General features: G+C 65.9%; 19 protein-coding genes. 9 read left to right on the forward strand and 10 right to left on the reverse strand.

What is annotated here, in order from left to right; translation table 11 throughout:
* Nucleotides 1-227: 227 nt before the first annotated feature.
* On the reverse strand, nucleotides 228-1964 hold the full coding sequence (locus Q0L25_RS07965; protein WP_296613149.1) for a lytic transglycosylase domain-containing protein: 1737 nt from the start codon (nucleotides 1962-1964) through the stop codon (nucleotides 228-230).
* Nucleotides 1961-2695, reverse strand: coding sequence for a uracil-DNA glycosylase (locus Q0L25_RS07970; protein ID WP_367184097.1), 735 nt, complete (start codon nucleotides 2693-2695; stop codon nucleotides 1961-1963). Before Q0L25_RS07970 ends, Q0L25_RS07965 begins: the two co-directional genes overlap by 4 nt.
* Before the next feature lie 121 nt (nucleotides 2696-2816).
* Here Q0L25_RS07970 and Q0L25_RS07975 point away from each other — a divergent pair, with 121 nt between their 5' ends.
* From Q0L25_RS07975 to Q0L25_RS08005, 7 genes are all read left to right on the forward strand, one after another.
* Nucleotides 2817-4475, forward strand: a complete 1659-nt coding sequence (locus tag Q0L25_RS07975; protein WP_296613150.1) for an electron transfer flavoprotein-ubiquinone oxidoreductase — start codon at nucleotides 2817-2819, stop codon at nucleotides 4473-4475.
* A gap of 199 nt (nucleotides 4476-4674) precedes the next feature.
* A complete protein-coding gene (locus Q0L25_RS07980) occupies nucleotides 4675-6063 on the forward strand; it encodes a tetratricopeptide repeat protein (RefSeq protein ID WP_296613151.1) in 1389 nt (462 codons plus the stop codon).
* Nucleotides 6060-6980 carry a 4-(cytidine 5'-diphospho)-2-C-methyl-D-erythritol kinase gene (locus Q0L25_RS07985; RefSeq protein WP_296613153.1) on the forward strand — a complete coding sequence of 307 codons (921 nt, stop codon included), beginning with the start codon at nucleotides 6060-6062 and terminating at the stop codon, nucleotides 6978-6980. The genes Q0L25_RS07980 and Q0L25_RS07985 overlap by 4 nt, the downstream gene beginning before the upstream one ends.
* A gap of 249 nt (nucleotides 6981-7229) precedes the next feature.
* Nucleotides 7230-8951, forward strand: coding sequence for a dihydroxy-acid dehydratase (gene ilvD / locus Q0L25_RS07990; protein ID WP_296613155.1), 1722 nt, complete (start codon nucleotides 7230-7232; stop codon nucleotides 8949-8951).
* Complete coding sequence (locus Q0L25_RS07995; protein WP_296613156.1) at nucleotides 8932-9357, forward strand: hypothetical protein; 426 nt, start codon at nucleotides 8932-8934, stop codon at nucleotides 9355-9357. Before ilvD ends, Q0L25_RS07995 begins: the two co-directional genes overlap by 20 nt.
* On the forward strand, nucleotides 9354-10748 hold the full coding sequence (locus Q0L25_RS08000) for an NAD(P)H-hydrate dehydratase (protein WP_296613158.1): 1395 nt from the start codon (nucleotides 9354-9356) through the stop codon (nucleotides 10746-10748). Before Q0L25_RS07995 ends, Q0L25_RS08000 begins: the two co-directional genes overlap by 4 nt.
* Entirely contained in the window at nucleotides 10745-11932 is a 1188-nt protein-coding gene (locus Q0L25_RS08005) for a class I SAM-dependent RNA methyltransferase (protein WP_296613159.1), read from the forward strand. The genes Q0L25_RS08000 and Q0L25_RS08005 overlap by 4 nt, the downstream gene beginning before the upstream one ends.
* On the opposite strand, the gene truA is transcribed toward Q0L25_RS08005, so the two are convergent.
* Nucleotides 11922-12671: a tRNA pseudouridine(38-40) synthase TruA gene (gene truA, locus Q0L25_RS08010; RefSeq protein WP_296613161.1), complete on the reverse strand. Its 750-nt coding sequence runs from the start codon at nucleotides 12669-12671 to the stop codon at nucleotides 11922-11924. The two genes, Q0L25_RS08005 and truA, sit on opposite strands and share 11 nt — an antisense overlap.
* Entirely contained in the window at nucleotides 12668-13576 is a 909-nt protein-coding gene (gene fmt, locus Q0L25_RS08015) for a methionyl-tRNA formyltransferase (protein ID WP_296613162.1), read from the reverse strand. The genes truA and fmt overlap by 4 nt, the downstream gene beginning before the upstream one ends.
* Nucleotides 13577-13631: 55 nt before the next feature.
* Between fmt and recR the strand changes: the two genes are divergently transcribed.
* Complete coding sequence (gene recR / locus Q0L25_RS08020) at nucleotides 13632-14228, forward strand: recombination mediator RecR (protein WP_296613164.1); 597 nt, start codon at nucleotides 13632-13634, stop codon at nucleotides 14226-14228.
* A 15-nt stretch (nucleotides 14229-14243) separates the two neighbouring features.
* On the opposite strand, the gene Q0L25_RS08025 is transcribed toward recR, so the two are convergent.
* From Q0L25_RS08025 to Q0L25_RS08040, 4 genes are all read right to left on the reverse strand, one after another.
* On the reverse strand, nucleotides 14244-14975 hold the full coding sequence (locus Q0L25_RS08025) for an NYN domain-containing protein (RefSeq protein ID WP_296613165.1): 732 nt from the start codon (nucleotides 14973-14975) through the stop codon (nucleotides 14244-14246).
* 57 nt (nucleotides 14976-15032) lie between these two features.
* The gene (locus tag Q0L25_RS08030) at nucleotides 15033-15422 is read right to left on the reverse strand and encodes a DoxX family protein (protein ID WP_296613167.1); all 390 of its coding nucleotides are present in this window, start codon (nucleotides 15420-15422) and stop codon (nucleotides 15033-15035) included.
* Between the two features lie 77 nt (nucleotides 15423-15499).
* Nucleotides 15500-16000, reverse strand: coding sequence for a GreA/GreB family elongation factor (locus Q0L25_RS08035; RefSeq protein ID WP_296613168.1), 501 nt, complete (start codon nucleotides 15998-16000; stop codon nucleotides 15500-15502).
* A 105-nt stretch (nucleotides 16001-16105) separates the two neighbouring features.
* Entirely contained in the window at nucleotides 16106-18088 is a 1983-nt protein-coding gene (locus Q0L25_RS08040; protein ID WP_296613170.1) for a lytic transglycosylase domain-containing protein, read from the reverse strand.
* An 88-nt stretch (nucleotides 18089-18176) separates the two neighbouring features.
* Here Q0L25_RS08040 and dapA point away from each other — a divergent pair, with 88 nt between their 5' ends.
* On the forward strand, nucleotides 18177-19058 hold the full coding sequence (gene dapA, locus Q0L25_RS08045) for a 4-hydroxy-tetrahydrodipicolinate synthase (protein WP_296613171.1): 882 nt from the start codon (nucleotides 18177-18179) through the stop codon (nucleotides 19056-19058).
* 88 nt (nucleotides 19059-19146) lie between these two features.
* On the opposite strand, the gene Q0L25_RS08050 is transcribed toward dapA, so the two are convergent.
* Together Q0L25_RS08050 and Q0L25_RS08055 are read right to left on the reverse strand one after the other, a co-directional pair.
* Nucleotides 19147-20076, reverse strand: a complete 930-nt coding sequence (locus tag Q0L25_RS08050) for a TauD/TfdA family dioxygenase (protein ID WP_296613174.1) — start codon at nucleotides 20074-20076, stop codon at nucleotides 19147-19149.
* 27 nt (nucleotides 20077-20103) lie between these two features.
* Nucleotides 20104-21507 (reverse strand): MFS transporter, encoded by a 1404-nt coding sequence (locus tag Q0L25_RS08055; protein ID WP_296613176.1) that lies wholly within the window; start codon nucleotides 21505-21507, stop codon nucleotides 20104-20106.
* Nucleotides 21508-21509: the final 2 nt, after the last annotated feature.

Consider the following 21509-nt stretch of genomic DNA (forward strand, 5'->3'; position numbering starts at 1 on the left):
CACCGCTCCCGTTTTCATGGCGATTCGCCGGTGTTTAACCGCAAAAGACCATCCCGGCGAAAGCTGGGACCTCAAGCGACAGGGCGATCGCTTCGTAACCACAAGAGCCCAGGTTGCGCTGGAGTGACCAGACCGATTTATGCTCGAAAAAGATTGCAGTCGCCGACGCGTGGATGCCTTCGCCGGCAAGGGGACTTGACCGGTCCGCCGCACTTGGAACGCGATAATTACCGGCTGGGTGTCAGCCTGACCGCGCTCGGGCCCGGCAGGCCCGGGAATTTCGGCCACAGTCCCTGCGCCAGCGCTTCGCGGCTAGGTGATTTCACCCGGCCGTCCTTGCCCTCGTACATCCAGTAATTGCGCAGCACCGTCGTGACGTAACCGCGCGTTTCCCAATAGGGGATCGATTCGATGTAGAGCAGCGGATCGCCGCCATCCTTGACGATGCTGTTCCATTCGGTGACTGGCACCGGCCCGGCATTATAGGCCGCGATCACCTTGGGCAGGTAACCACCGGTGAAACCCTGGGTGCTCAAACGCTCGAGCGTCCGCTGACCAACCGCCATATTGACCGACGGCAGCGACAGCGCGCCGCGATCGACGGTGATGCCGCGTTCGCGGGCATAATCGACCGCGGCGGCGGGCATAATCTGCATCAAACCATAAGCGCCCGCCGGGCTGATCACATCCTTGCGGAAGCGCGATTCCTGGAGCGCGTGAGCGTAGACCAACGCCTTATCGACGGTCCAGCCACCGGCCGGCGCCCATTTCGGCGCGGGGAAGCGCGCGATCGTCGGCGCCTTGGTGCCTTCCGGACAATTGTTGCCCAGCCACATCACCGTTTCCGGCAGATTGAGCGTCTCGGTCAGCCGAACCAGCGATGCATATTCGGTCTTGGGACCGATCTTCGCCTGCTGTTTGAGCACGTCGTCGGCCAAATCGGTCTCGCCGATCTCGACCAGCGCGGCGGCGACGCGGACATTCGGCCGATTCTGGAGCTTGTCCCAGTCAGCGAGCATCAGCTCGTCCGGTACCGGCGGCTTGTCCTTGATGCCCAGCTGCTGGCGGGCAAGCATGCCGTAAAAGGTCTCGTCGAGCTGGGCGGCGTTCTTGAGCCGCGCTTCGACCAATTGCGGGCGGCCGCATTTCATGTCGGCGCGTGCTGCCCAATAGAGACCGGCGGCGCGGAGCTCGACATCGCTGGCCCGAGCCGCGACGTTGACGAAAGCGCGCGCCGCCTCAGTGCAATCGCCCTGGCGCCAGGCCGCGAGGCCGCCGACCCATTCACCCTGGACTGCCCAGTCGCCCGTACCGACGCGTGCCTTGGCAGCCATCAGACGTGCACTGGCGTCATTGCCTTGCAGATAATAGATCCAGGCAACGCGCTGTTGCCATTCGATCTGCGCTTCGGGGGTGAGGTTGGTGGTCGATTCGAGCAACGCCTGCGCGCCGGGGCCGTCGTCGTTCTTGATCATCGGCTGCATCTTGAGCGCGAGCTCGGCAGCGGCGAGGTCGTATTTGGTCGGCTTGGCACGGCCACGGGTCGAGGCGCCGTTATTCCACACCAGCCGTTGCTGGTAGGGGAGCGCCGGCGCGGTCACGCCGCGCGAGGCGAGGATACGGGCGATGCTTTGCGCCTCGGGCAGTTCGGGAGCTGCGGTGACGACCGCGAGCAACGGATCGTTGTCGACCTTGGGCGAGCCCTTGGCGGTATAAAGTTCGGCGAGCGCGATCGAGTGAAGCGGACCCGGCTTCATCGCGGTCAGCTGCAATTGGGCATCGTTCCAGCGCTTTTCGTGGATCGCCTTGAACACCGCGGCGTATCCGGCACGCTGATCGGAATCGAGTTGGGCAGGAATGCCGCGCGCCATCACGGCGGATGGGGGCGGGTCGCCGGCGGCAAAGGCCGGAAGGGCAGGGGCAAATACCAGCGCCGAAGCGACGAGAAGATGCGCGACTTTCACTCAATTCCCCCCATCAACACTCTGAGGTCCTTCCAGGCATCGGCCTTGGCGACGGGCTTCTCCAACAGGAAACGAGGATGGAAGCTCGCCACCACCTCACTTGTCCCGCCGTCATGGTTAACCTTACGTAAACTTTCCCGGGCGTGGGCGACGTCCAGCCCTGTGACGGCACGGCTCGCCGCATTCCCGAGTGCGAGCACCCGTTTCGGACGCGCCAGCGAGAGATGGTGGCGGAGGAGCGCTTCGAGCTTTTGACCCACGTCCTCGCTCACCCGGCCGGCGGGAGGACGCTTTACCGCCAGCGCGGCGAGATAGATGGACTGACGATCGCGACCGATCGCGGCGAGCATGCGGTCGAACAACGCACCGGCCTTTCCGGATAGCAATTGGCCGGCGGTATCATCCTCGCGGTCCGGCATATCGACGACGATCATCAGTCCGCTCGCTACGTCACCTTGCGTCCCCAGTGCCTGCCCGGGCCAGCCCGCTTCGGGGGTCGCGGGGCCAAGCCGCCACATGGCGAACTCATCCAACGTCGCCGGCAGCGAAGGCGCCGCGATAGGGGCCTCTGCAACTTGACCAGGCAGCCGCTCGATGATGGGCGACGCTGCGGCGTGCGCAAGCCAGTCGCGCGGCAAATCGTCGATCTCGCAATCGACTCCCGCGTCGCGCCACCATTCGAGCGCACTGGCGATACTTGCCCGCCAATCGTGATTCTGGTCGGCCCCCATAGCTCGGCCACATAGAGTCCTACCTTGACCGCGGGGTCAATTCATTGGCACCGCATTCGCCGACAGACCGTTGTCGTCTTACGATGACTGGTCCGAAAAAGGTCCCAAGGGAGGAAAAGGGATGAGCGAACGCGAGTCGATGCCGTACGACGTGGTGATCGTCGGCGCCGGGCCGGCTGGCCTCTCGGCGGCAATCCGCCTGAAACAGCTCGCGGCCGAAAAGGGCGCGGAGATTTCGGTCTGTGTTCTCGAAAAGGGCTCGGAGGTCGGCGCGCACATCCTGTCGGGTGCCGTGGTCGATCCGCGTAGCCTGGACGAGCTGATCCCCGATTGGCGGGACAAGGGCTGTCCCATGGCCGAGACCCCGGTCACCGACAACCAGCACTGGATCCTGACCAAGAAAAAGCGGTTCGGGATGCCGCATGTGTTCACGCCCGGCTTCATGCACAACAAGGGCACTTATACCGGCAGCCTGGGCAATTTGTGCCGTTGGCTGGCGGGGCAAGCCGAAGAGCTCGGAGTGGAAATCTTTCCAGGGTTCGCCGCGGCCGAGATTCTCTATGGCGACGACGGCAAGGTGAAGGGCGTCGCGACCGGCGACATGGGCGTCGCCCGCGACGGATCACACAAGCCCGATTATCAGCCCGGACTGGAGCTCCACGCCAAATACACCTTCTTCTCCGAAGGCGCTCGCGGGCATCTGACGCGCCAATTGGTCGACCGGTTCGATCTGCGCGCCGATTGCGAGCCGCAGGTCTATGGTCTCGGCATCAAGGAATTGTGGGACATCGATCCCGAACTGCATCAGCCGGGCCGCGTCATCCACACCCAGGGATGGCCGCTGAGCGAAACCGGCTCGGACGGGGGCGGGTTCCTCTATCACCAGGCGAACGGCCAGGTCGCGCTCGGTTTCGTGACCTGGCTCAATTATTCCAATCCCTATGTCTCCCCGTTCCAGGAAATGCAGCGCTGGAAGACGCATCCGGCAATTGCCGAGATCCTGAAGGGCGCGAAGCGGGTGTCTTATGGCGCGCGCGCGATTTCGGATGGCGGCTATCAGGCGGTGCCCAAGCTGGTGATGCCCGGCGCGGCGCTGATCGGCGACAGCGCGGGATTCCTCAACGTGCCGCGGATCAAGGGCACGCATACCGCGATGAAATCGGGGATGATGGCCGCCGAGGCCGCGTTCGACGCGGTCCAGGCGGGACGCGAAGGCGACGAGCTCACCGCCTATCCCGACGCCTATGATGCGAGCTGGGTGAAGAAGGAATTGTCGGTCGTCCGCAACGTCCTGCCGCTGGTCGAAAAATATGGCCAATTCCTCGGCACGATCCTGTCGGGCATCAACATGTGGCTCGAAAGCTGGGGCATCCGCATGCCCTATACGATGAAGCATCACGCCGATCATACGACGCTCTGGCGCAAGGACCTGGTCAAGCCGATCGACTATCCCAAGCCCGACGGCGTGCTGACGTTCGATCGACTGTCCTCGGTGTTTCTGTCGAACACCAATCACGAGGAGGATCAGCCGGTTCACCTGACGCTCAAGGACCCCAATATCCCGGTCGAGTATGATCTGCCGATGTATGACGAGCCGGCGCAGCGTTATTGCCCGGCAGGCGTTTACGAAATCGTCGGTCAGGAGGAAGGCAATCCGCGCTTCGTGATCAACGCGCAGAATTGCGTCCATTGCAAGACGTGCGACATCAAGGATCCGACCCAGAATATCGTCTGGGTGGTGCCGGAGGGCGGCGGAGGACCAAATTATCCCAATATGTAAGCCCGCTTTTGCCGCATGTGCCGCGCTGGCGTCCGCGTTCGTTCCGGCAGGCGCGCAGGCCGACGATTATGGCGCGTTCGGCCGCGCGCGGATCGCTGCGGCGAACGGCAATGTCGGCGTCGCAGCGCAGCAATATGGAATCGCGCTGACCGCCGCGCCCGGCGATCCGACCGTCGCCAACCGCGCGTTTCGCCAGGCAATGGCGGCGGGCGACCTGGCGCTCGCGCATCGTGCCGTGGCGGCTCTGGGCGCCGATGCGCCCAACGACGCCAAGCTGCTGCTGCTCGCCGATGCGGTGAAGAACGGCAGCCCTGCCGCCGTCGACAAGGCACTGGCATCGCTCGACAAGACGCCGTTCGACTTCTTCGTCCCCGCGGTCCGCGCCTGGCAGGATTTCGGCCGCGGAGGCGATCCCACGGCGGGCCTCGCGGCGACCGCGCGCTCCGGCGCCATCCAGCACATCTTGCTCGAACAGCGCGCGCTGATCCTGATCGCGCGGAACGACATTCCTGGTGCTGCCAAGGCGCTGTCGGCCGAATTGCGCGGCAGCAGCGGTGGCCTGGATCTGCGCTATTCGGCCGCGGAATTGCTGATGGGGCAGGGCAATGATGCTCTCGCGCACGAGTTGCTCGGCGGCCCCGATCCCGAAGTGGCGACGGTGCGGAGCCAACTTCGTGCCGTCAAGGCGACGCCGATGATCGGCATCGCGCGGCTCTACACGCGCCTTGCCGCCGATCTGACGGATTCCGGTACGATCCCGATCGCGATCACGCTGGCGCGCTCGGCGCTGATCCTCGACCCCCAGGACGGCCGTGCTCGCCTGTTGCTCGCCGCCGCGCTTGAACGCCAAGGCGCGCACGATCGCGCGCTGACGGTGCTGGGCGAGATCGCGCCGGGTACGGCCTACCACACGCTTGCCCAATCGATCCGCGTGGAGGTGCTGCGCGCCAAGGACGACGTGCCGGCGGCGATCGCCGCCGCCAAGGCGCTCGCCGAGGCGCCCGACGGCGATGCCGACAGCGCCGAGCATTACGGCAATATGCTGCTGATCGCGAACCGGCCGCTGGAAGCGGCAGTGGCGTATGAAATGGCGCGCGACAGGCTCGGCGACGATGCCGGCTGGGCGGTCTGGCTGCAGATCGGATCCGCCTATGACAAGGCCGGACGTTGGGAACTGGCGCGTGCCGCGCTCGAACGGGCAGTAACGTTAGGTCCAGATCAGGCGGTCGCGCTCAATTATTATGGCTATTCGCTGATCGAGCACGGCGGCGACGCGGCGCGGGCGGTCGCGATGCTCGAAAAGGCCAATGCCCTGGCGCCGAACCAGCCCGCCATCGCCGATTCTCTCGGCTGGGCCTATTTCCGGCGCGGGGACGCCGATCGCGCGCTGCCGCTGCTCGAATCCGCCGGGGCCGCTTCTCCCGTCGATGCCGAGATCGCCGAGCATCTCGGCGACGTCTATTGGGCGGTCGGGCGCCGGTATGAAGCACGCTACGCCTGGAAGGCGGCGCGGGTGGTGGCAAAGCCGGACGCGACTTCCCGGCTCGACGCCAAGATCCTCAACGGCCCGGCCAGGACACGCTCGTGACGATCGTCGAAGCGGCTCCGGCCAAGATCAATCTCGCGCTCCACGTTCGCGCCCGGCGCGCCGACGGCTATCACGAGATCGAGACGTTGTTTGCGTTCCTGCGCGACGGCGACACCCTGACCGTCGAGGAAAGCGATCGGGACCAATTCGCGCTGACGGGCCCCTTTGCGGCGGCGTTGAGCGGTGAGGGCAACAATCTCGTCCTGGCCGCGCGAAACGCCCTCGCCGCGGCGCATGGGTCGCTGCCCCCGCTCGCGATCACGCTGGACAAGCATTTGCCGGTCGCGTCGGGAATCGGCGGCGGGTCGGCCGATGCCGCCGCGACGTTGCGTGCGCTGGCGCGGTTGAAGGGTGTCGATCCGTCCGCCCTAGCGGACATCGCGCTTGGGTTAGGCTCGGACGTGCCGGCATGTTTGCTCGGACATAGTGCAATCGGAGGCGGTCGCGGTGAGCGGCTGGAACCGGTCGAAGGCCTGGCTGGTACGCCCGTCCTGCTCGTTAATCCGGGAGTCGGGGTTTCGACCGCGGCCGTCTTCAAGGGTTGGGACAGGATCGACCGCGGCCCTCTACTTCCCCGTCACCCCGGCCTTGTGCCAGGGTCCACTGCGCCGCAAACCGCCAGCGCCAGAGCTGTGCCGCACGGTGGATGCCGGGACGAGCCGGGCATGACGGATTGGCTGGAGGTAGCGATAGGAGGCCGCAACGACCTCGAAGCGCCTGCGCGCGCGATCGCTCCCATCATCGGCGCCGTAATCGATCTCCTCGCCGCCCAACCCGGCGTTATCCTCGCCCGCATGTCCGGCTCCGGCGCCACCTGCTTCGCTCTGTTCGATAGCGAGCCTGCGCGCACCGCCGCCGCTCAGTCGATCACCGCAGCCCAACCCGATTGGTGGTGTCTCGAATCGACACTCGCGTGACAGATTGGCGTGCCAGTGCGGGACCGCCCCGAGGGGCTTAACCATCGTCATCGGCACGAGTCCTCAACTGGCCCTCAACTTGCTGAGTGACGATCACGCAGGTCCGTCTCCACGCCGCGCCCGCGCATGGTCTCCGGCTACAAACCGGACGTCATCGGTCGTGGGAGCGGCTTCGGCCGCTCCCCGCCACACCTTTCTCAGCAATAGTCTTGCGCAAATGGGCCTTCCCGCGACATAGGCGGTCGCGCCATGACCCATATATTCGACAAATCGAAACTCCCCAGCCGCCACGTCTCTGTCGGTCCGGAGCGCGCCCCTCACCGCAGCTATTATTACGCCATGGGCCTGACCGAGGAGGAGATCGCGCGTCCGTTCGTCGCCGTCGCCTCCGCGGGCAACGACTCGGCACCGTGCAACACCACGCTCGACGCGCAGGCCAATGCCTGCCGCCGCGGCGTGGAGCAGGGTGGGGGCATGCCGCGGCGCTTCAACACGATCACCGTCACCGACGGTATCGCGATGGGGCACCAGGGGATGAAATCCTCGCTGGTCAGCCGCGAGGTGATTGCCGATTCGGTCGAGCTGTCGGTGCGCGGCCATTGCTATGACGCGCTGGTCGGCTTTGCCGGGTGCGACAAGTCACTGCCCGGCATGATGATGGCGATGCTCCGCCTCAACGTGCCGTCGATCTTCGTCTATGGCGGCTCGATCCTGCCGGGCCGATTTCACGACCGCGACGTCACCGTGGTCGATGTGTTCGAGGTAGTTGGCAAATATGCCGCCGGCGCTTGCCCTTTGTCCGAGGTTCACGAGCTTGAAAAGGTCGCATGCCCTGGCCACGGCGCCTGCGGCGGCCAGTACACCGCCAATACCATGGCGTGCGTTGGTGAAGCGATTGGATTATCCTTGCCAAACAGTAATATGGCTCCAGCTCCTTACACATCGCGCGAGCAGGTGGCGGTCGCCGCCGGCGCCCAGGTGATGGAATTGCTGGCGAAGAACATCCGCCCGCGCGACATCTGCACGCGCCAGGCGTTCGAGAATGCCGCGCGGATCGTCGCCGCGACCGGCGGTTCGACCAATGGGGCATTGCATCTGCCCGCGATGGCGCACGAGGCGGGGATCGAGTTCGATCTGTTCGACGTCGCCGAGATCTTCAAGACCACGCCCTATTGCGCGGACCTCAAGCCCGGCGGGCAATATGTCGCCAAGGACATGTACGAGGCAGGCGGCGTCTATATGCTGATGAAGACGTTGCTCGCCGAAGGTTTTCTCCACGGCGATTGCCTGACGGTGACGGGCAAGACGCTGGCCGAGAATATCGACGAAGTTACGTGGAATCCCAATCAGAAGGTCATTTATGACGCCAAGACGCCGATCACCCCGACCGGCGGTGTCGTAGGACTGCGCGGCACCCTGGCGCCCAATGGCGCGATCGTGAAGGTCGCCGGCATGCACCGCTTGCAATTCGCTGGGCCGGCGCGCGTGTTCGATTGTGAGGAGGAGTGTTTCGCCGCTGTCGAGGAGCGCCGGATCAACGAGGGCGAAGTGCTGATCATCCGCTACGAAGGGCCCAAGGGCGGCCCCGGCATGCGCGAGATGCTAGCGACCACCGCGGCTCTATACGGGCAAGGCATGGGCGAGAAGGTTGCCTTGATCACGGACGGCCGTTTCTCGGGCGGCACGCGCGGCTTCTGCATCGGCCATGTCGGGCCCGAAGCGGCGGAAGGCGGCCCGATCGCGCTGATCGAGGATGGTGACATGATCCGGATCGATGCCGAGGCGGGCACGATCGATCTCGACGTGGCCGAGGACGTGCTGGCCGAGCGGCGCAAGGCGTGGAAGGCGCGGGTGTCCGATTATGGGTCGGGCGCTTTGTGGCGCTATGCGCAGAATGTCGGCCCTGCCTATAAGGGCGCCGTGACCCATCCCGGAGCGGCGGCCGAAAAACATGTCTACGCGGATATCTAGCGCGCTCGCGGCTGTTCTGATTCTCACTGGCTGTTCGGCCGACCCGCGATCGTCGGCCGGCAGCGGCAATAGCGAGTTCGACAACGCGCTTGCCCAAGCAAGCTCGGATGCCGAGGACGATGGCCGCATCGTCTGCGCGCCTGCGGGCAATGCCGCATTCTCGCGCCAATGCACGCTCGATCGCGTGCAATCGGCCGAGGGGCTGATCCTGACCGTCCACAAGCCCGACGGCGGATTCCGCCGCCTGCTGGTGGTCAAGGACGGGCGTGGCGTCATCGCCGCCGACGGTGCCGAGCCGGCCAAGGTCACCATCGTCGACGATCATCAGATCGAAGTGGCGATAGGCGGCGACCGCTTCCGTTTGCCCGCGACGATGAAAGGCAAGGACGCTAAGGCGACCAAATGATTTCGAATGAAGGCTTCCCGGTCGTCACCGCCGCCGCAATGCGCGCGGCGGAAGAAGCGGTGTTCGCGAGCGGGGTTCCGCAAGCCGATCTGATGGAGCGGGCCGGGGCCGCCGTTGCGCGCGAGGTGGCCCGCTTTGCGATGGGGCGCCCAGTCCTGGTGCTCGCCGGTCCCGGCAATAATGGCGGCGACGCCATGGTCGCGGCGCGCCTGCTGCAAGCGAGCGGGCATGACGTCACGGTCGCGGCGCTTGGCGAGGCAAAGGCCGGCGCGGCCGCCGCTATGCGCGCTAAATGGACCGGTCGGGTGGTCGACCTTGCCGATGCGCCGGCGCGGCCGATCGTCGTTGACGGATTGTTCGGAACCGGCCTGACTCGCCCCCTCGCGCCCGATATGGCCGGCCACTTGCAGCGGTTGGTGAGCGCGGCCCATTTCACTCTCGCCATTGATCTGCCCTCGGGCATGGACACCGACTTCGGCCGCGACCTGGGGGCCGCCGGCGCCACGGTCACTCTTGCGCTCGGCGCGCTCAAGCCGGCGCATCTGCTCGGCAACGGTCTCGACCGTTGCGGGCACGTCCTGCTCGACGATATCGGTATTCCCATCGCGACGACGTGGCGGACAGTCGCGATGCCGCGCCTGAGCGCTCCCGGCCCCCAAAGCCAGAAATATACTCGCGGCCTGGTGGCGGTCCTGCAGGGCCGCATGCCCGGTGCCGCGGGGCTCGCGTCGAATGCGGCGCTGCATGGCGGCGCCGGCTATGTCGTGCGCGTCGGCGACTACGACGGCCAGGGACCGAACGCGATCGTCCATCGACCACTCGCGGAGTTCGACACTCTGCTGAACGACGAACGCACCGGCGCGGTGATCGTCGGCCCCGGACTGGGACGTGATGAAGGCATGAGTGCATATCTCGACGCGGCGATCGCCTCGACACGGCCGTTGGTGCTCGACGGCGACGCGCTGAGTGTGATCGGGAGCGATACCGGCCGGCTGCGCGGTCGCGCAGCGCCGACCTGCCTGACTCCGCATAGCGGCGAGTTCGACCGCATGTTCGGTGAGGGGGCGGGGAGCAAGATCGATCGCACGATCGCGGCGGCGGCGGAAACTGGGACGGTCATCGTGCACAAGGGCGCTGATACGGTCATCGCGACGCCTCAGGGCGATATGCGGGTCCATGCCGGAGGCTCGCCTTGGTTGTCGACGGCAGGCACTGGCGATGTGCTTGCCGGCCTCCTCGGCGCGCGGCTTGCCGGAGGCGTGACGCCGCTCGCGGCCGCTGAGACCGCCGTTTGGCTGCACGGTCGCGCCGCGCAGCTCGCCGGACCGGCTTTCGCCGCGGACGATCTGATCCCCTGCCTGCCACGCGCGATTGCGGAATGCCTGCGATGACCGCGGACACGATCGTTCGCGTCGCTGCGCGTGGCGAGGGCGCCACGGCGGATGGACGTCATGCGGCATTGGCGGCGCCGGGGGATACGCTCAACGCCGATGGCTCGATCACGCCTGGCCCGCATCACCAGATACCGCCCTGCCGTCACTTCCCGACCTGTGGCGGGTGCCAGCTCCAGCATCTCGACGATGCGAGCTACGCCCAGTTCATTACCGACCGCATCGCCGGTGCGCTCGCCGCCCACGAGCTGGTAGCCGATATCCGCACGCCGATCCTTTCGCCGCCCAGGACGCGGCGGCGGGCCTCGCTCCACGCCGAGGCCAAGGGCGGTCGGATACGCTTGGGCTTCGCCGAGGCCGGTAGTCATGCAATCGTCGATATTCAGAAATGTCATATACTTGCGCCGGAATTGTTCGCCCTGGTGGCACCGTTGCGCAAGCTGCTGGCACGCCTGGGATTGAAACGCCGCCGCGCCGATATCCAGATGACGTCATGCGATCAGGGTGTGGATCTACTGATCGGCGCGAGCTTCGACGGGCTGGAAGCGGCGGAGGCGATCATCGCGTTTTGCCAGCAGCACAAGGTCGCCCGCTTCGCGACCGATGACGGCATGGGACCCGAGGTGCGCTGGGAGCCTGATCCAGTCACCATCACTTTAGGGGAGGTGGCAGTACCGTTCCCGCCGGGCAGTTTCCTTCAGGCGACGCGCGACGGCGAGGCGGCGTTGATCGCCGCGGTGCGGGAAGCGGTCGGGCAGACAGGCACGATCGCCGACCTGTTTGCGGGGCTCGGCACGTTCGCGCTCTCCCTGGCCCCGGCGCGCGTCTATGCGGCCGAAGCAGGACGTGACGCCATTATGTCATTGAAAAGCGCCGCTGCGAGGGTGGGGCGGCAGGTGTTCGCCGATCATCGCGATCTCTATCGCCGGCCGCTGACGGTGGAGGAACTCGGCCGGTTCGGCGCGGTCGTGCTCGACCCGCCGCGCGCGGGGGCAAGGGATCAGGCGGCTGCTCTGGCCCAAGCGACCACACCGGTCATCGCCTATGTGTCCTGCAATCCCAGCAGTTTCGCACGGGATGCTCAGGTGATTTGCGAAGGTGGCTATCGTCTCGACTGGGTCCAGCCGGTCGGCCAATTCCGCTGGTCGACCCATGTCGAGCTTGCGGCGCGGTTCAGCCGATAGGCGGATAGTCCGCGCGCAGGAAGTACAGGCCATCCGGCGGTGCGTTGAATCCCAATTCGGCGCGATCCGCCGCTTCCAACGCCGCCCCAAGGTCGCCTTTCGACCATTTGCCCTGGCCGACGAGCTCCAGACACCCAACCATCGACCGCACCTGGTGATGCAGGAACGACCGCGCCGAGGCGAATATGCTGATCCGCGCGCCGTCGCGGACAACGTCGAGGCGGTCGAGCGTCTTGACCGGGCTGTCCGACTGGCAGTGCGCGGAGCGGAAAGTTGTAAAGTCGTGCCGTCCGACCAGGATTTGCGCGGCATCGTGCATCGCCGCGGCATCGAGTTCCTGCGGCACGCGCCACGCCAGCCCCTTTTCCCAGGTCAGCGGCGCGCGGCGGCAGACGATGCGATATTCGTAATGGCGGGCGAGGCACGAGAAGCGGGCATGCCAATCGTCGGGCACTACCTCGCACTCGAGGATCGCCACCGGATCGGGCCGCAACCGCGCATTGAGCGCTTCCATCAAGCGGAACGGCGTGATCGCCCGCGTGACATCAAGGTGCGCACGCATGCCCAGCGCATGGACGCCGGCATCGGTACGACCGGCCGCATGCGCGGTGACATGTTCCTGCAGGATTTCCTTGGCGGCGCGCTCGATCGCGGCTTGCACGCTCGGTCCATGATCTTGCCGCTGCCAACCCATGAAAGGACGGCCGTCATATTCCACCGTCAGCGCGAAACGCGTCACAGGCGCGTGCCTATGTCGATGGAAAAGCCGCGCAAAAGCTCGTTTGACGTCATGACGCCGCGTCCCGCGCGCTGCACCGCGAGCGGACGGATAGCGCCCTGGCCGCAGGCGATGGTCAGTTGGCCGTCGAGAACCTCACCCGGCCCGCCCGACAGGTCCATTACGGCGGCGCTGAGCACTTTGATCCGTTCGCCGGCATATTCGAAATAAGCACCCGGCGCCGGGTTGAACGCGCGGACCTGGCGTTCGACTTCCGCGGCGGAGCGGGTGAAGTCGATCCGCGCCTCGGCCTTGTCGATCTTCGACGCGTAGGTGATGCCATCTTCCGGCTGGGGCCGGGGCGAGAAGGCAGCGGGATCCTCGAGCACGCGCACCATCAGCCGGGCGCCCATTGCGGCCAGCTCAGCGGACAGAATTCCCGAAGTCTTTCCGTCGATTGAGGTGCTTTCCTCAAGCAGAACAGGGCCCGTATCTAGTCCAGCCTCCATCTGCATGATGCCAACGCCTGTTTCGGCATCGCCAGCCAGGATCGCACGCTGGATCGGGGCCGCGCCACGCCACCTTGGCAGCAAGGAGCCATGCACGTTGAGGCAGCCCAGTCGCGGCGCATCAAGCACCGCCTGCGGCAAGATCAGTCCATAAGCTGCTACCACCGCTACGTCGGGCGCCAGTGCCGCAAAGGCCTCGATCGCCCCCGGCTCCTTACGGAACGACAGCGGCGTGCGCACCTCGATCCCCAGCGTCTCGGCGCGCGCCTGGACCGGGGAGGGGGTCAGCGCCTTGCCGCGACGCCCGCCGGCACGTGGCGGCTGGCTGTATGCCGCCACGACGTCGTGGCCAGCGCCGATCAGGGCGTCGAGCACCGGAACGGCGAAATCCGGGGTTCCCATGAAGACGATCCGCATGGGATCTGCCTTTCGCCCCTTGGCAGGGGGGCACGCAACCCCCTATTTGTTCCGGATGGCATCGCAGGAAATCGAAGCGCTCACCCAGGCGCTGGCCCGGCTCCCCGGACTAGGGCCCCGCTCGGCGCGGCGGGCGGTGCTCCATCTGCTCAAGAAGCGCGAGGCCGCGCTGGGGCCGTTGCTCGCTGCGCTGGAGGCGGTGGATCGGAAGCTCGCTACCTGCTCGACCTGCGGTAATGTCGACACCAGCGACCCGTGCGCGGTGTGCGCCGATCCGCGCCGCGATCAACGGTCGTTGTGCGTGGTCGAGGAAGTCGCCGATCTATGGGCGCTCGAACGCTCGCGGCTGTTTCCGGGGCGCTATCACGTGCTCGGCGGGCGATTATCGGCGCTCGACGGCGTGCGGCCCGAGGATCTGGCGATCGCCAAACTGGTCGGCCGGGTTGAAGCCGGCGGGATCGACGAAGTGGTGCTGGCAATGAACGCCACGCTCGAAGGGCAGACCACCGCCCATTACATCGCCGAACGGATCGAACGGTTTCCGGTCCGACTTACGCAATTGGCCCACGGCCTGCCCGTCGGTGGCGAGCTCGACTATCTCGACGAGGGCACGCTCGCCCAGGCGATGCGCGCACGGCGGCCAGTGGGATGATGTCGCGCGAAGAAGCTACCGCACGCGCTTGACGTAGATGCGGCCGCCATCGCGGCGCTCCGTCTGGAAATTGGGTACTGCTTCGATCAGGTCGGAAAGGCGCTTGTAACCATAATTTCGCGCGTCGAAGCTTGAGCGATTGCCCGCCCGCTCGCCGAGTTCGGACAGGTTGACGAACCCGCGCTCGTCGCGCTTCACCGCATCATAGGCGTCGACCAGCAGCTTGAGCAGCTCGGGGTCCATGGCGGTCTTGCCCCCGGCTGCGGCACTCGTGTTGCCGTTGACGGTCTCCGGGGCGGGAGCGGGGCGAAGCGCGGTGACGTCGATGAACCGCGTGCACGCCTGGCGAAACGCCTCGGACGTCTTCGACGTGCCAAACCCGTAAACGGGCAGGCCGTCCTGCCGAATCCGCATCGCCAGCGGCATGAAGTCCGAATCCGACGACATGATACCGAAGCCGTGGACGCGGCCGCGATAGAGCAGGTCCATCGCGTCGATCGTCATCTTCATGTCGGTCGCGTTCTTACCCTTGGTGAGGTCGAACTGCTGCTGCGGCTCGATGCCGTAACGGACCGTCTGGTCGCGCCATCCCTTGAGCGCGGGCTTGGACCAATTGCCGTAGACGCGACGGATGTTGACCGTGCCGAGTTCAGCGAGAATGGTCAGCACCGGATCGAGGGTTTGCGACGAGGCATTGTCCGCGTCGATCAGCAACGCGATGTTGCGCCCATGAGTCTCGTCGGTCATGACGCCGGTGATAGCGGGCGCGACACGGCTTGCGCAATCGCGCCCGAATTAGCGGCCTTATTGCGAGGCCGGACGGCTACGCATGGCGTCGATGCTCCACGCTCCCGCGCCGGCCGCAGCGAAGAACAGGAAGATGAAGGCGTAGAGCATCGCCGGCTCACCGCCATTGACCGCCGGGAAGAAGCTCTTCGGCGCGTGTGCCATGAAATAGGCGACGGCCATCATGCCCGACAGGATAAACGCTACCGGTCGAGTGAAGAGGCCAAGCAGGAACAGCCCGCCGCCGACCAGTTCGAGTGTTCCCGCAGCGTAGAGCAAAGGATTGAGCGGCATCGGAAAGGGCGGAATGCCAAAGAACTTGGACACGCCATGTTGCATGAAACCGAGCGCAGTCACGATCCGCAGCAGGGACTGAAGCTGGGACGACCAATTGGCAGGAATGGGCATGGCGATCTCCTCGTCGTTACGAGCTTGATCTAGAATGCATCGACAGCGGCGACCAGCCAAGCGAAGGAAACGCTCCGTTACGCTCCAGAAGCATCGAGCGGCGGATAGGCCAGTGCGATGACCTCATATTCCTTTTCGCCCGCCGGCAGCGTGACGCGGCGCAAATCGCCGATCGCGGCACCGCGAAGCGCACGGGCGAGGGGGGCATTCCATCCTACCAACCCCTTACCGGCATCGGCCTCGTCGTCGCCGACCAGGGTCAGGGCGCGGTGGTTGTCGTCCTCGTCGGCGATCGTGATCGTGCAGCCGAACCAGGCGCGGCTGCGGTCGGGCTGTCGCGCCGGATCGACCACCTTCGCTGCCTTCATCCGCTTCGACAGCCAGCCAAGCCGGCGGTCGATCTCGCGCAGGCGCTTGCGGCCGTAGATATAGTCACCATTCTCCGACCGGTCGCCATTGCCGGCCGCCCAGGCGATGGTCTCGACAAGCTTCGGGCGCTCCTCGGCAAACAGCTGCTCATATTCGGCGCGCAGCGCGGCGAAGCCGGCAGGGGTGATATAGTTGGGGCGGTCGTTCATTCTCTATCCGTCGCCCCGGCGAAAGCTGGGGTCTCTAGCCGTACCGCGTCGTCGCCTGAGATCCCAGCTTTCGCCGGGATGGCGATGAGATTTGAAAGCCGACAGTCAGCCCGGCCGCTTGTTGCCCAAATACCAACTCAGCCGCGCATTGCCGCTCGAGAGCGACCTCTGCGGGTTGATCAGGTCATAGACTACCGCGTTTTCGAGCACGTGCTGGACGTAGCGCTTGGTTTCGTCGAACGGTATCGCCTCGATCCAGTCGACCCAGTCGACCGTGCCGGTGCGCGGATCGCCGTTCGCGGCGAGCCATTTGTTCACATTGCCGCCGCCGGCATTGTACGCCGCGATCGCCAGCGGGTAGCTGCCATATTGATTGTAGAGCCGCTGGAAATAGGCCGTACCAAGCTCGATGTTATAGTCGGTGCTGCTGAGCAGCATGCCTTGATCCCAGGCGAGGCCAAGCTTGCCGGCCTGCTCGCGCGCGGTGCCGTTCATCAGCTGCATCATGCCTCGCGCGCCGGCGCGGCTGATCAACGAGCGGTCGAACTGGCTTTCCTGGCGCATAATCGCATGCGCCATCGTCCAGCTCGACGCCGAGGATGCGGGTATATTGACCGTCGGGAATCCGGAGCGGCTATAATCGGTGACGCCGTTCAACAGCGCGCTGCGTCCGACCATCACCGACAGATCGGGCCGCCCAAGCGTCCGGGCCAATTCGTCGGCCAGCACATGGTCGTCGACGGTGCTCGCAAGGTTTGCGATCTGACGCAGGAAAAGGCTTTGATCCTCATGCGCGCCGACCGTGCCGAGAAACTGCGCCGCGCGGACGACCTCATTATTGTAGAAGGCTGAGCGTTCGGCGGGCGGAATCGACGGAGGCGTCGGCTCGGCCGGAGCGAGCAGCGGCTGGCCAAGGCGCTCGGCCGCTAGCTGGCCGTAGAATTGATCGCCATAGCGCGCCGCCGCAGTGAGGTTGCGCGTTGCTTCATCACTCTGCCGGGCGGCCTGGGCGGCGCGTCCTGCCCAATAGAAGCCCTTGGACTTGAGCGCAGTCGACCGCGACCCGCCGGTATAACGGACAAACATGCCGATCGCGTCGGCCGGACGACCTAGGCGCTTGAGCGCAGTCTGTCCGGCAAGCCACACCAGATCGGTATAGGGATCGCGCTCGGCGAGGGGGCGCAGCGCAATGTCGGTACCGGTCGGATAGGCGTCGTCGACCTGGCTCGCGATATTGTACGCGGTCGAATAGTCGCCCGCCTCCACCGCAGCCTTCGCATTGCGCAGCAGCAGGTCGAACCAGCGGTCGACATCGAGCGGCCGGCTCGTGAAATTGTGCGGGCGGGCCAGCAGCGCGCGCGCCGATCCCGCGGCGCCCGTGTTGGTCAGCCAGATTGCTTTGTCGGCCAGATAGCCGGGATCGCCGGCGCCTATCGCGTCGGCATTACCGGCGTCAGGGGCGTTGGTGCGCAGAGCTAGCCGCGCCGCGAACAGCGGGCGGCGCGCGGCGCTGGTGAACGCGAGCTGGCGCGCCGCCGCGGTGGTCTGGCCCTGCCACAGCAGCTGGTCCATCCGCACGTCCTGGTCCTTGGGCAGCAGCGCGTCGGGCCAGGTCGTCAGTACCTTGCTCTCGTCGGTAGGCGTCAGGCTGCCCTGAGCCCAGGCGTTGCGTGCGGCCGTCCGCGCATCGTCCAACGAACCCGTCGCAGTCAATGCCTCGGCGAAGCGAACCCAGGACGTACCGCTTTGCGGCGGATAGCGGCGGAAGAAGGCAACCGCGGTCGATGGCGACCAGCCGGGCATCGCCAGCGACGCTTCGGCGGCGCGGCGCATCGCGACATCGCCCGGCCAACCCGGATGCGCGAGCAGGAAACGAGCGTAGCTTTCGAACGGGGCGCTATTGGTCTGCCTGAGCGAGCGCCACTCGGTGATCGCCGCCGACAAGGCGCTGACCGACCTGGGGTCGGCGCTCGGCGCGCCCATCAATTTGGACTTGGCCCATTCGAGCTGGTCCTGGAACGCCATACCCGTCGCCGCCATCCCTGAAAGGGCGGCGGCGGCGATCCCGCTTCTGAACAACGCAAGCATGTGGACAGGATATGCTCTCCCGCCCTATCTGTCAGGATATAAAACAACGAAAAAACGGCGGATCGCCGCCGCGCGGGAGCGTTTAAGCATGTTTTCGGGATCGATCCCTGCACTGGTCACGCCTTTCGGGGCGGATGGCGCTTTCGCCGAGGACGCCTATCGCGAACTCGTCGAGTGGCAGATAGCCGAGGGATCGGCCGGATTGGTGCCGGTCGGGACGACTGGCGAAGCAGCGACACTGACTGCCGATGAGCATTTCTACGCGGTGCGCGTCTGTGCCGAACAGGCCAATCGTCGCGTGCCCATCCTGGCCGGTGCAGGGTCCAACGACACGCGGGTCGCGATCGCGAACGTCCATGCCGCCAAGGCTGCGGGCGCCGATGCCGCGTTGATGGTGCCGCCTTATTACAACCGCCCGAGCCAGGAGGGCATCTTCCGCCATTTCGAGGCGATCGCGCGCGAAACACCGTTGCCCATCGTGCTCTACAATGTGCCGGGAAGAACCGTCACCGATATCCAGCCGACGACGATGGCGCGGATCGTCAAGGCGTTTCCCGAGATATTTATCGGCGTGAAGGACGCGACCGGCAGTCTTGGCAGGGTGACCGAGCAACGGCTGGGCTGCGGCACGGATTTCGTCCAATTGTCGGGCAATGACGAGACCGCGCTGGCGTTCAACGCGATGGGCGGAGTCGGCTGTATCTCGGTCACCGCGAATGTCGCGCCGCGCTTGTGCGCGGAGTTCCAGGCCGCCTGGGCCACCGGCGATCGTGCCACGGCGCTGGCGCTCCACGATCGGCTTTACCCTTTGCACGTCTCGATGTTCACCGACGCCTCCCCCGGCCCGGTCAAATATGCGCTGGGCAAGCTCAAGCCGGATTGGCCGCTGCATCTCCGCCTGCCGATGACGGAGCCGAACGACGCCAGCCGTGCCGCGGTCGACGCGGCGATGGCCGTAGCGGGGCTATGACCCGGCGATGAAGGTTTCGACGCCGCGTCCGGCGTGACACGGACGCGGCGCCAGGATGGGGCAGCAGTCGCCACCCCATCCAGTTCGATCAGGCTGCGACCGCGACCAACTCGGGCTTGATCACCCGGCTGCGACTACCGTCGATCGCTACTGGCACGTCACCGGCGATGGTCGCCCGGCGCAGGGTCCGGCGTTGCGGCCCGAAATCGGCGATCGCACGGTGCTGGGTCGCGCGATTGTCCCAGATCGCGACGTCGTTGGGCTGCCAGCGCCAACGCACGGTGTTCTCGGGCTTGGTGATGTGGTCCTGCAGGATCGAGAACAGCCGCTGCGAATCCGCCGCGTTCAGCCCAACGAACTGCTTGACGAAATGGCCGAGCAACAACGCACGTTCGCCCGATTCCGGGTGGACGCGGACGACCGGGTGCTCGGTCTCGTAGACCGTCGAGGCGAATACCTTGCGATGCTCCTCGGCACGCTGGCGATCGGCGCCGAACGTGCCGGCATAATCGTAGAGGTTGGTGTGCAGCGCCCAGAGCGTGTCGACCAGGGTCCGCAGGCTGTCAGGCAGTTCCTGATAGGCCGTGACGCCGTTCGCCCATAACGTATCGCCGCCGGCGGCGGGAATGGTGATCGCCCGCAGGATCGACGCCTCGGGATAGGCGTCGACGAAGGTCACGTCGGTATGCCAGCTCGACGCGGCATAGCCTTCCTTCGAATCGAGCTCGAGCAGATACTTGCTGCCCGGCACGACCGGCACGGTTGGGTGAGCGACCGGATTGCCGAACTTTTCGGCGAACGCTTCCTGCGCGGCGTCGTCGAGATGATCTTGGTCACGGAAGAAGATCACCTTGTGGCGGACTAGAGCGGCGCGGATCGCGGCGATGCTGACCTGGTCGAGCTCGCCGGACAGTTTCACGCCGCGGATTTCGGCGCCGATCCGCCCGGCGACCGGCACGATGTCGAGCAGGGCGTCGGCATCCCGCGCATTCACGAATTCATGGACAAGATTGGTCATTGCACGTCTCCTTCGGGGTTTATGGGGTCATTCGGCGGGGGCGAGGGCTGCCCCCTGGGCGTCCAGCGCGCGGCGGACTTCGGCATGCGCCGCCTCATCGAGCGGAAAGCCGCTGACGAGCCAGGCGGAAAAGGCGTGAGCGACGGCGGGGCCGATCGCGAAGACGATAGCGAGGCTCTGCAGGGTGGCGGGGCTGTTGACCGCCTTGGGATCGAAACCGAGCCAGGACACGAGCGGCAGGGCGATCCCGACGGCGGCTGCGGTCGCCGCCTTGCCGGCCAAGCTGAACACCGAGAAATAGAGTCCGGTGCGATCCTCTTCATGGTCGAGCCGGTGCTTGTCGGCGATATCGGCGACGATCGCACGAAGCATCAGGTTGCCCGAACCCTGTGCCAGTCCCTGAGCGAAGGTCAGGGCGAGCAGCAAACCAAAGCGATCAGGCGTTACCAGCAGCAAGCCGAGGTTGATGACGACCTGGACAATCTCTCCGGCAACGGCGGTGCGATGCTTGCCCAGCCGGTATCCAATCTTGAGCCAGATCGGACCGGCCGACACACCAAACACGAACTGAAACAGGAACAGCCCGGCCGCCCAATCGGGCCGGTGCATGAAGAAACTGACATAAAAGACGATCAGCGATGCGCGGATGTTCTGGCCGAGCGTTACCGCGAAATCGGAACCGAGCACGCGCAGCAGCAACGGATCGGCGAGCACCGTGTGGATCGTCCGGCCGATCGGACGGCGGCGTGCCGGCGCTTCGGGCAGCGGCTGCTCGGGAAAGGCCGTCAGCGTGAGCGCAAGCCCGGGCAGGATCGCCGCCAGCACCAGCCCGCCCATCAGCGCGAGCTTCAACCTGCCGTCTCCCGGACGCCATTGGTCGGCGATGGTCGGCAATATCAGGGTCAGCAGCAGCGCCGACGCTGTCACGACCGTCTGGAATGTCGCGATCCGCGTGCGCTCATGATAGCGGCCCGATATCTCCCCCGACCAGGCGAGGAGCGGAATCTGGATCGCGGTCCAGCCGAGATAGAAGAAGAACAGGGTCGCCGCGAGATAGCCGACCGACACCTGTCCTTGGGGAAAGAACAGGAACGCCGCCGCGAGCGCGAATAGCATGCCGCCCGCCGCGATCCACGGGCGGCGCCGGCCGAAACGAGTGCGGGTACGATCGCTCAGCGTGCCGACCAACGGATCGAGCAACGCGTCCCACAGCCGACCGATCAGGAAGATCAGACCGATCGCGCCGAGCGACAGGCCGTGATCCTGGACATAGATCGGCGGTAGATAGACGGCGAGCGGCAGCCCCGCCGCGGCGACCGGCACAGCCACCGCCGACAAGGCGATCAGGCGCCAGGCAGTCGGACGGCCGGGCTCGGCATCGTCGGTCGGGGCCGTGAAGTGCCGGAAGCGGGGTGGGAACAGGCTAGCCATGG

Origin of the sequence: Sphingomonas sp., assembly GCF_024508665.1 — a bacterium.
Taxonomy (GTDB): Bacteria; Pseudomonadota; Alphaproteobacteria; order Sphingomonadales; family Sphingomonadaceae; genus Sphingomonas.

Coding starts and splice junctions, on each gene's coding strand:
- Q0L25_RS07970 (WP_367184097.1), bottom strand. CDS start 2,695: ATGGGGGCCGACCAGAATCACGATTGGCGGGCAAGTATCGCCAGTGCG.
- Q0L25_RS07975 (WP_296613150.1), top strand. CDS start 2,817: ATGAGCGAACGCGAGTCGATGCCGTACGACGTGGTGATCGTCGGCGCC.
- Q0L25_RS07980 (WP_296613151.1), top strand. CDS start 4,675: ATGGCGGCGGGCGACCTGGCGCTCGCGCATCGTGCCGTGGCGGCTCTG.
- ilvD (WP_296613155.1), top strand. CDS start 7,230: ATGACCCATATATTCGACAAATCGAAACTCCCCAGCCGCCACGTCTCT.
- Q0L25_RS07995 (WP_296613156.1), top strand. CDS start 8,932: ATGTCTACGCGGATATCTAGCGCGCTCGCGGCTGTTCTGATTCTCACT.
- Q0L25_RS08000 (WP_296613158.1), top strand. CDS start 9,354: ATGATTTCGAATGAAGGCTTCCCGGTCGTCACCGCCGCCGCAATGCGC.
- Q0L25_RS08005 (WP_296613159.1), top strand. CDS start 10,745: ATGACCGCGGACACGATCGTTCGCGTCGCTGCGCGTGGCGAGGGCGCC.
- fmt (WP_296613162.1), bottom strand. CDS start 13,576: ATGCGGATCGTCTTCATGGGAACCCCGGATTTCGCCGTTCCGGTGCTC.
- recR (WP_296613164.1), top strand. CDS start 13,632: ATGGCATCGCAGGAAATCGAAGCGCTCACCCAGGCGCTGGCCCGGCTC.
- Q0L25_RS08025 (WP_296613165.1), bottom strand. CDS start 14,975: ATGACCGACGAGACTCATGGGCGCAACATCGCGTTGCTGATCGACGCG.
- Q0L25_RS08030 (WP_296613167.1), bottom strand. CDS start 15,422: ATGCCCATTCCTGCCAATTGGTCGTCCCAGCTTCAGTCCCTGCTGCGG.
- Q0L25_RS08035 (WP_296613168.1), bottom strand. CDS start 16,000: ATGAACGACCGCCCCAACTATATCACCCCTGCCGGCTTCGCCGCGCTG.
- Q0L25_RS08040 (WP_296613170.1), bottom strand. CDS start 18,088: ATGCTTGCGTTGTTCAGAAGCGGGATCGCCGCCGCCGCCCTTTCAGGG.
- dapA (WP_296613171.1), top strand. CDS start 18,177: ATGTTTTCGGGATCGATCCCTGCACTGGTCACGCCTTTCGGGGCGGAT.
- Q0L25_RS08050 (WP_296613174.1), bottom strand. CDS start 20,076: ATGACCAATCTTGTCCATGAATTCGTGAATGCGCGGGATGCCGACGCC.
- Q0L25_RS08055 (WP_296613176.1), bottom strand. CDS start 21,507: ATGGCTAGCCTGTTCCCACCCCGCTTCCGGCACTTCACGGCCCCGACC.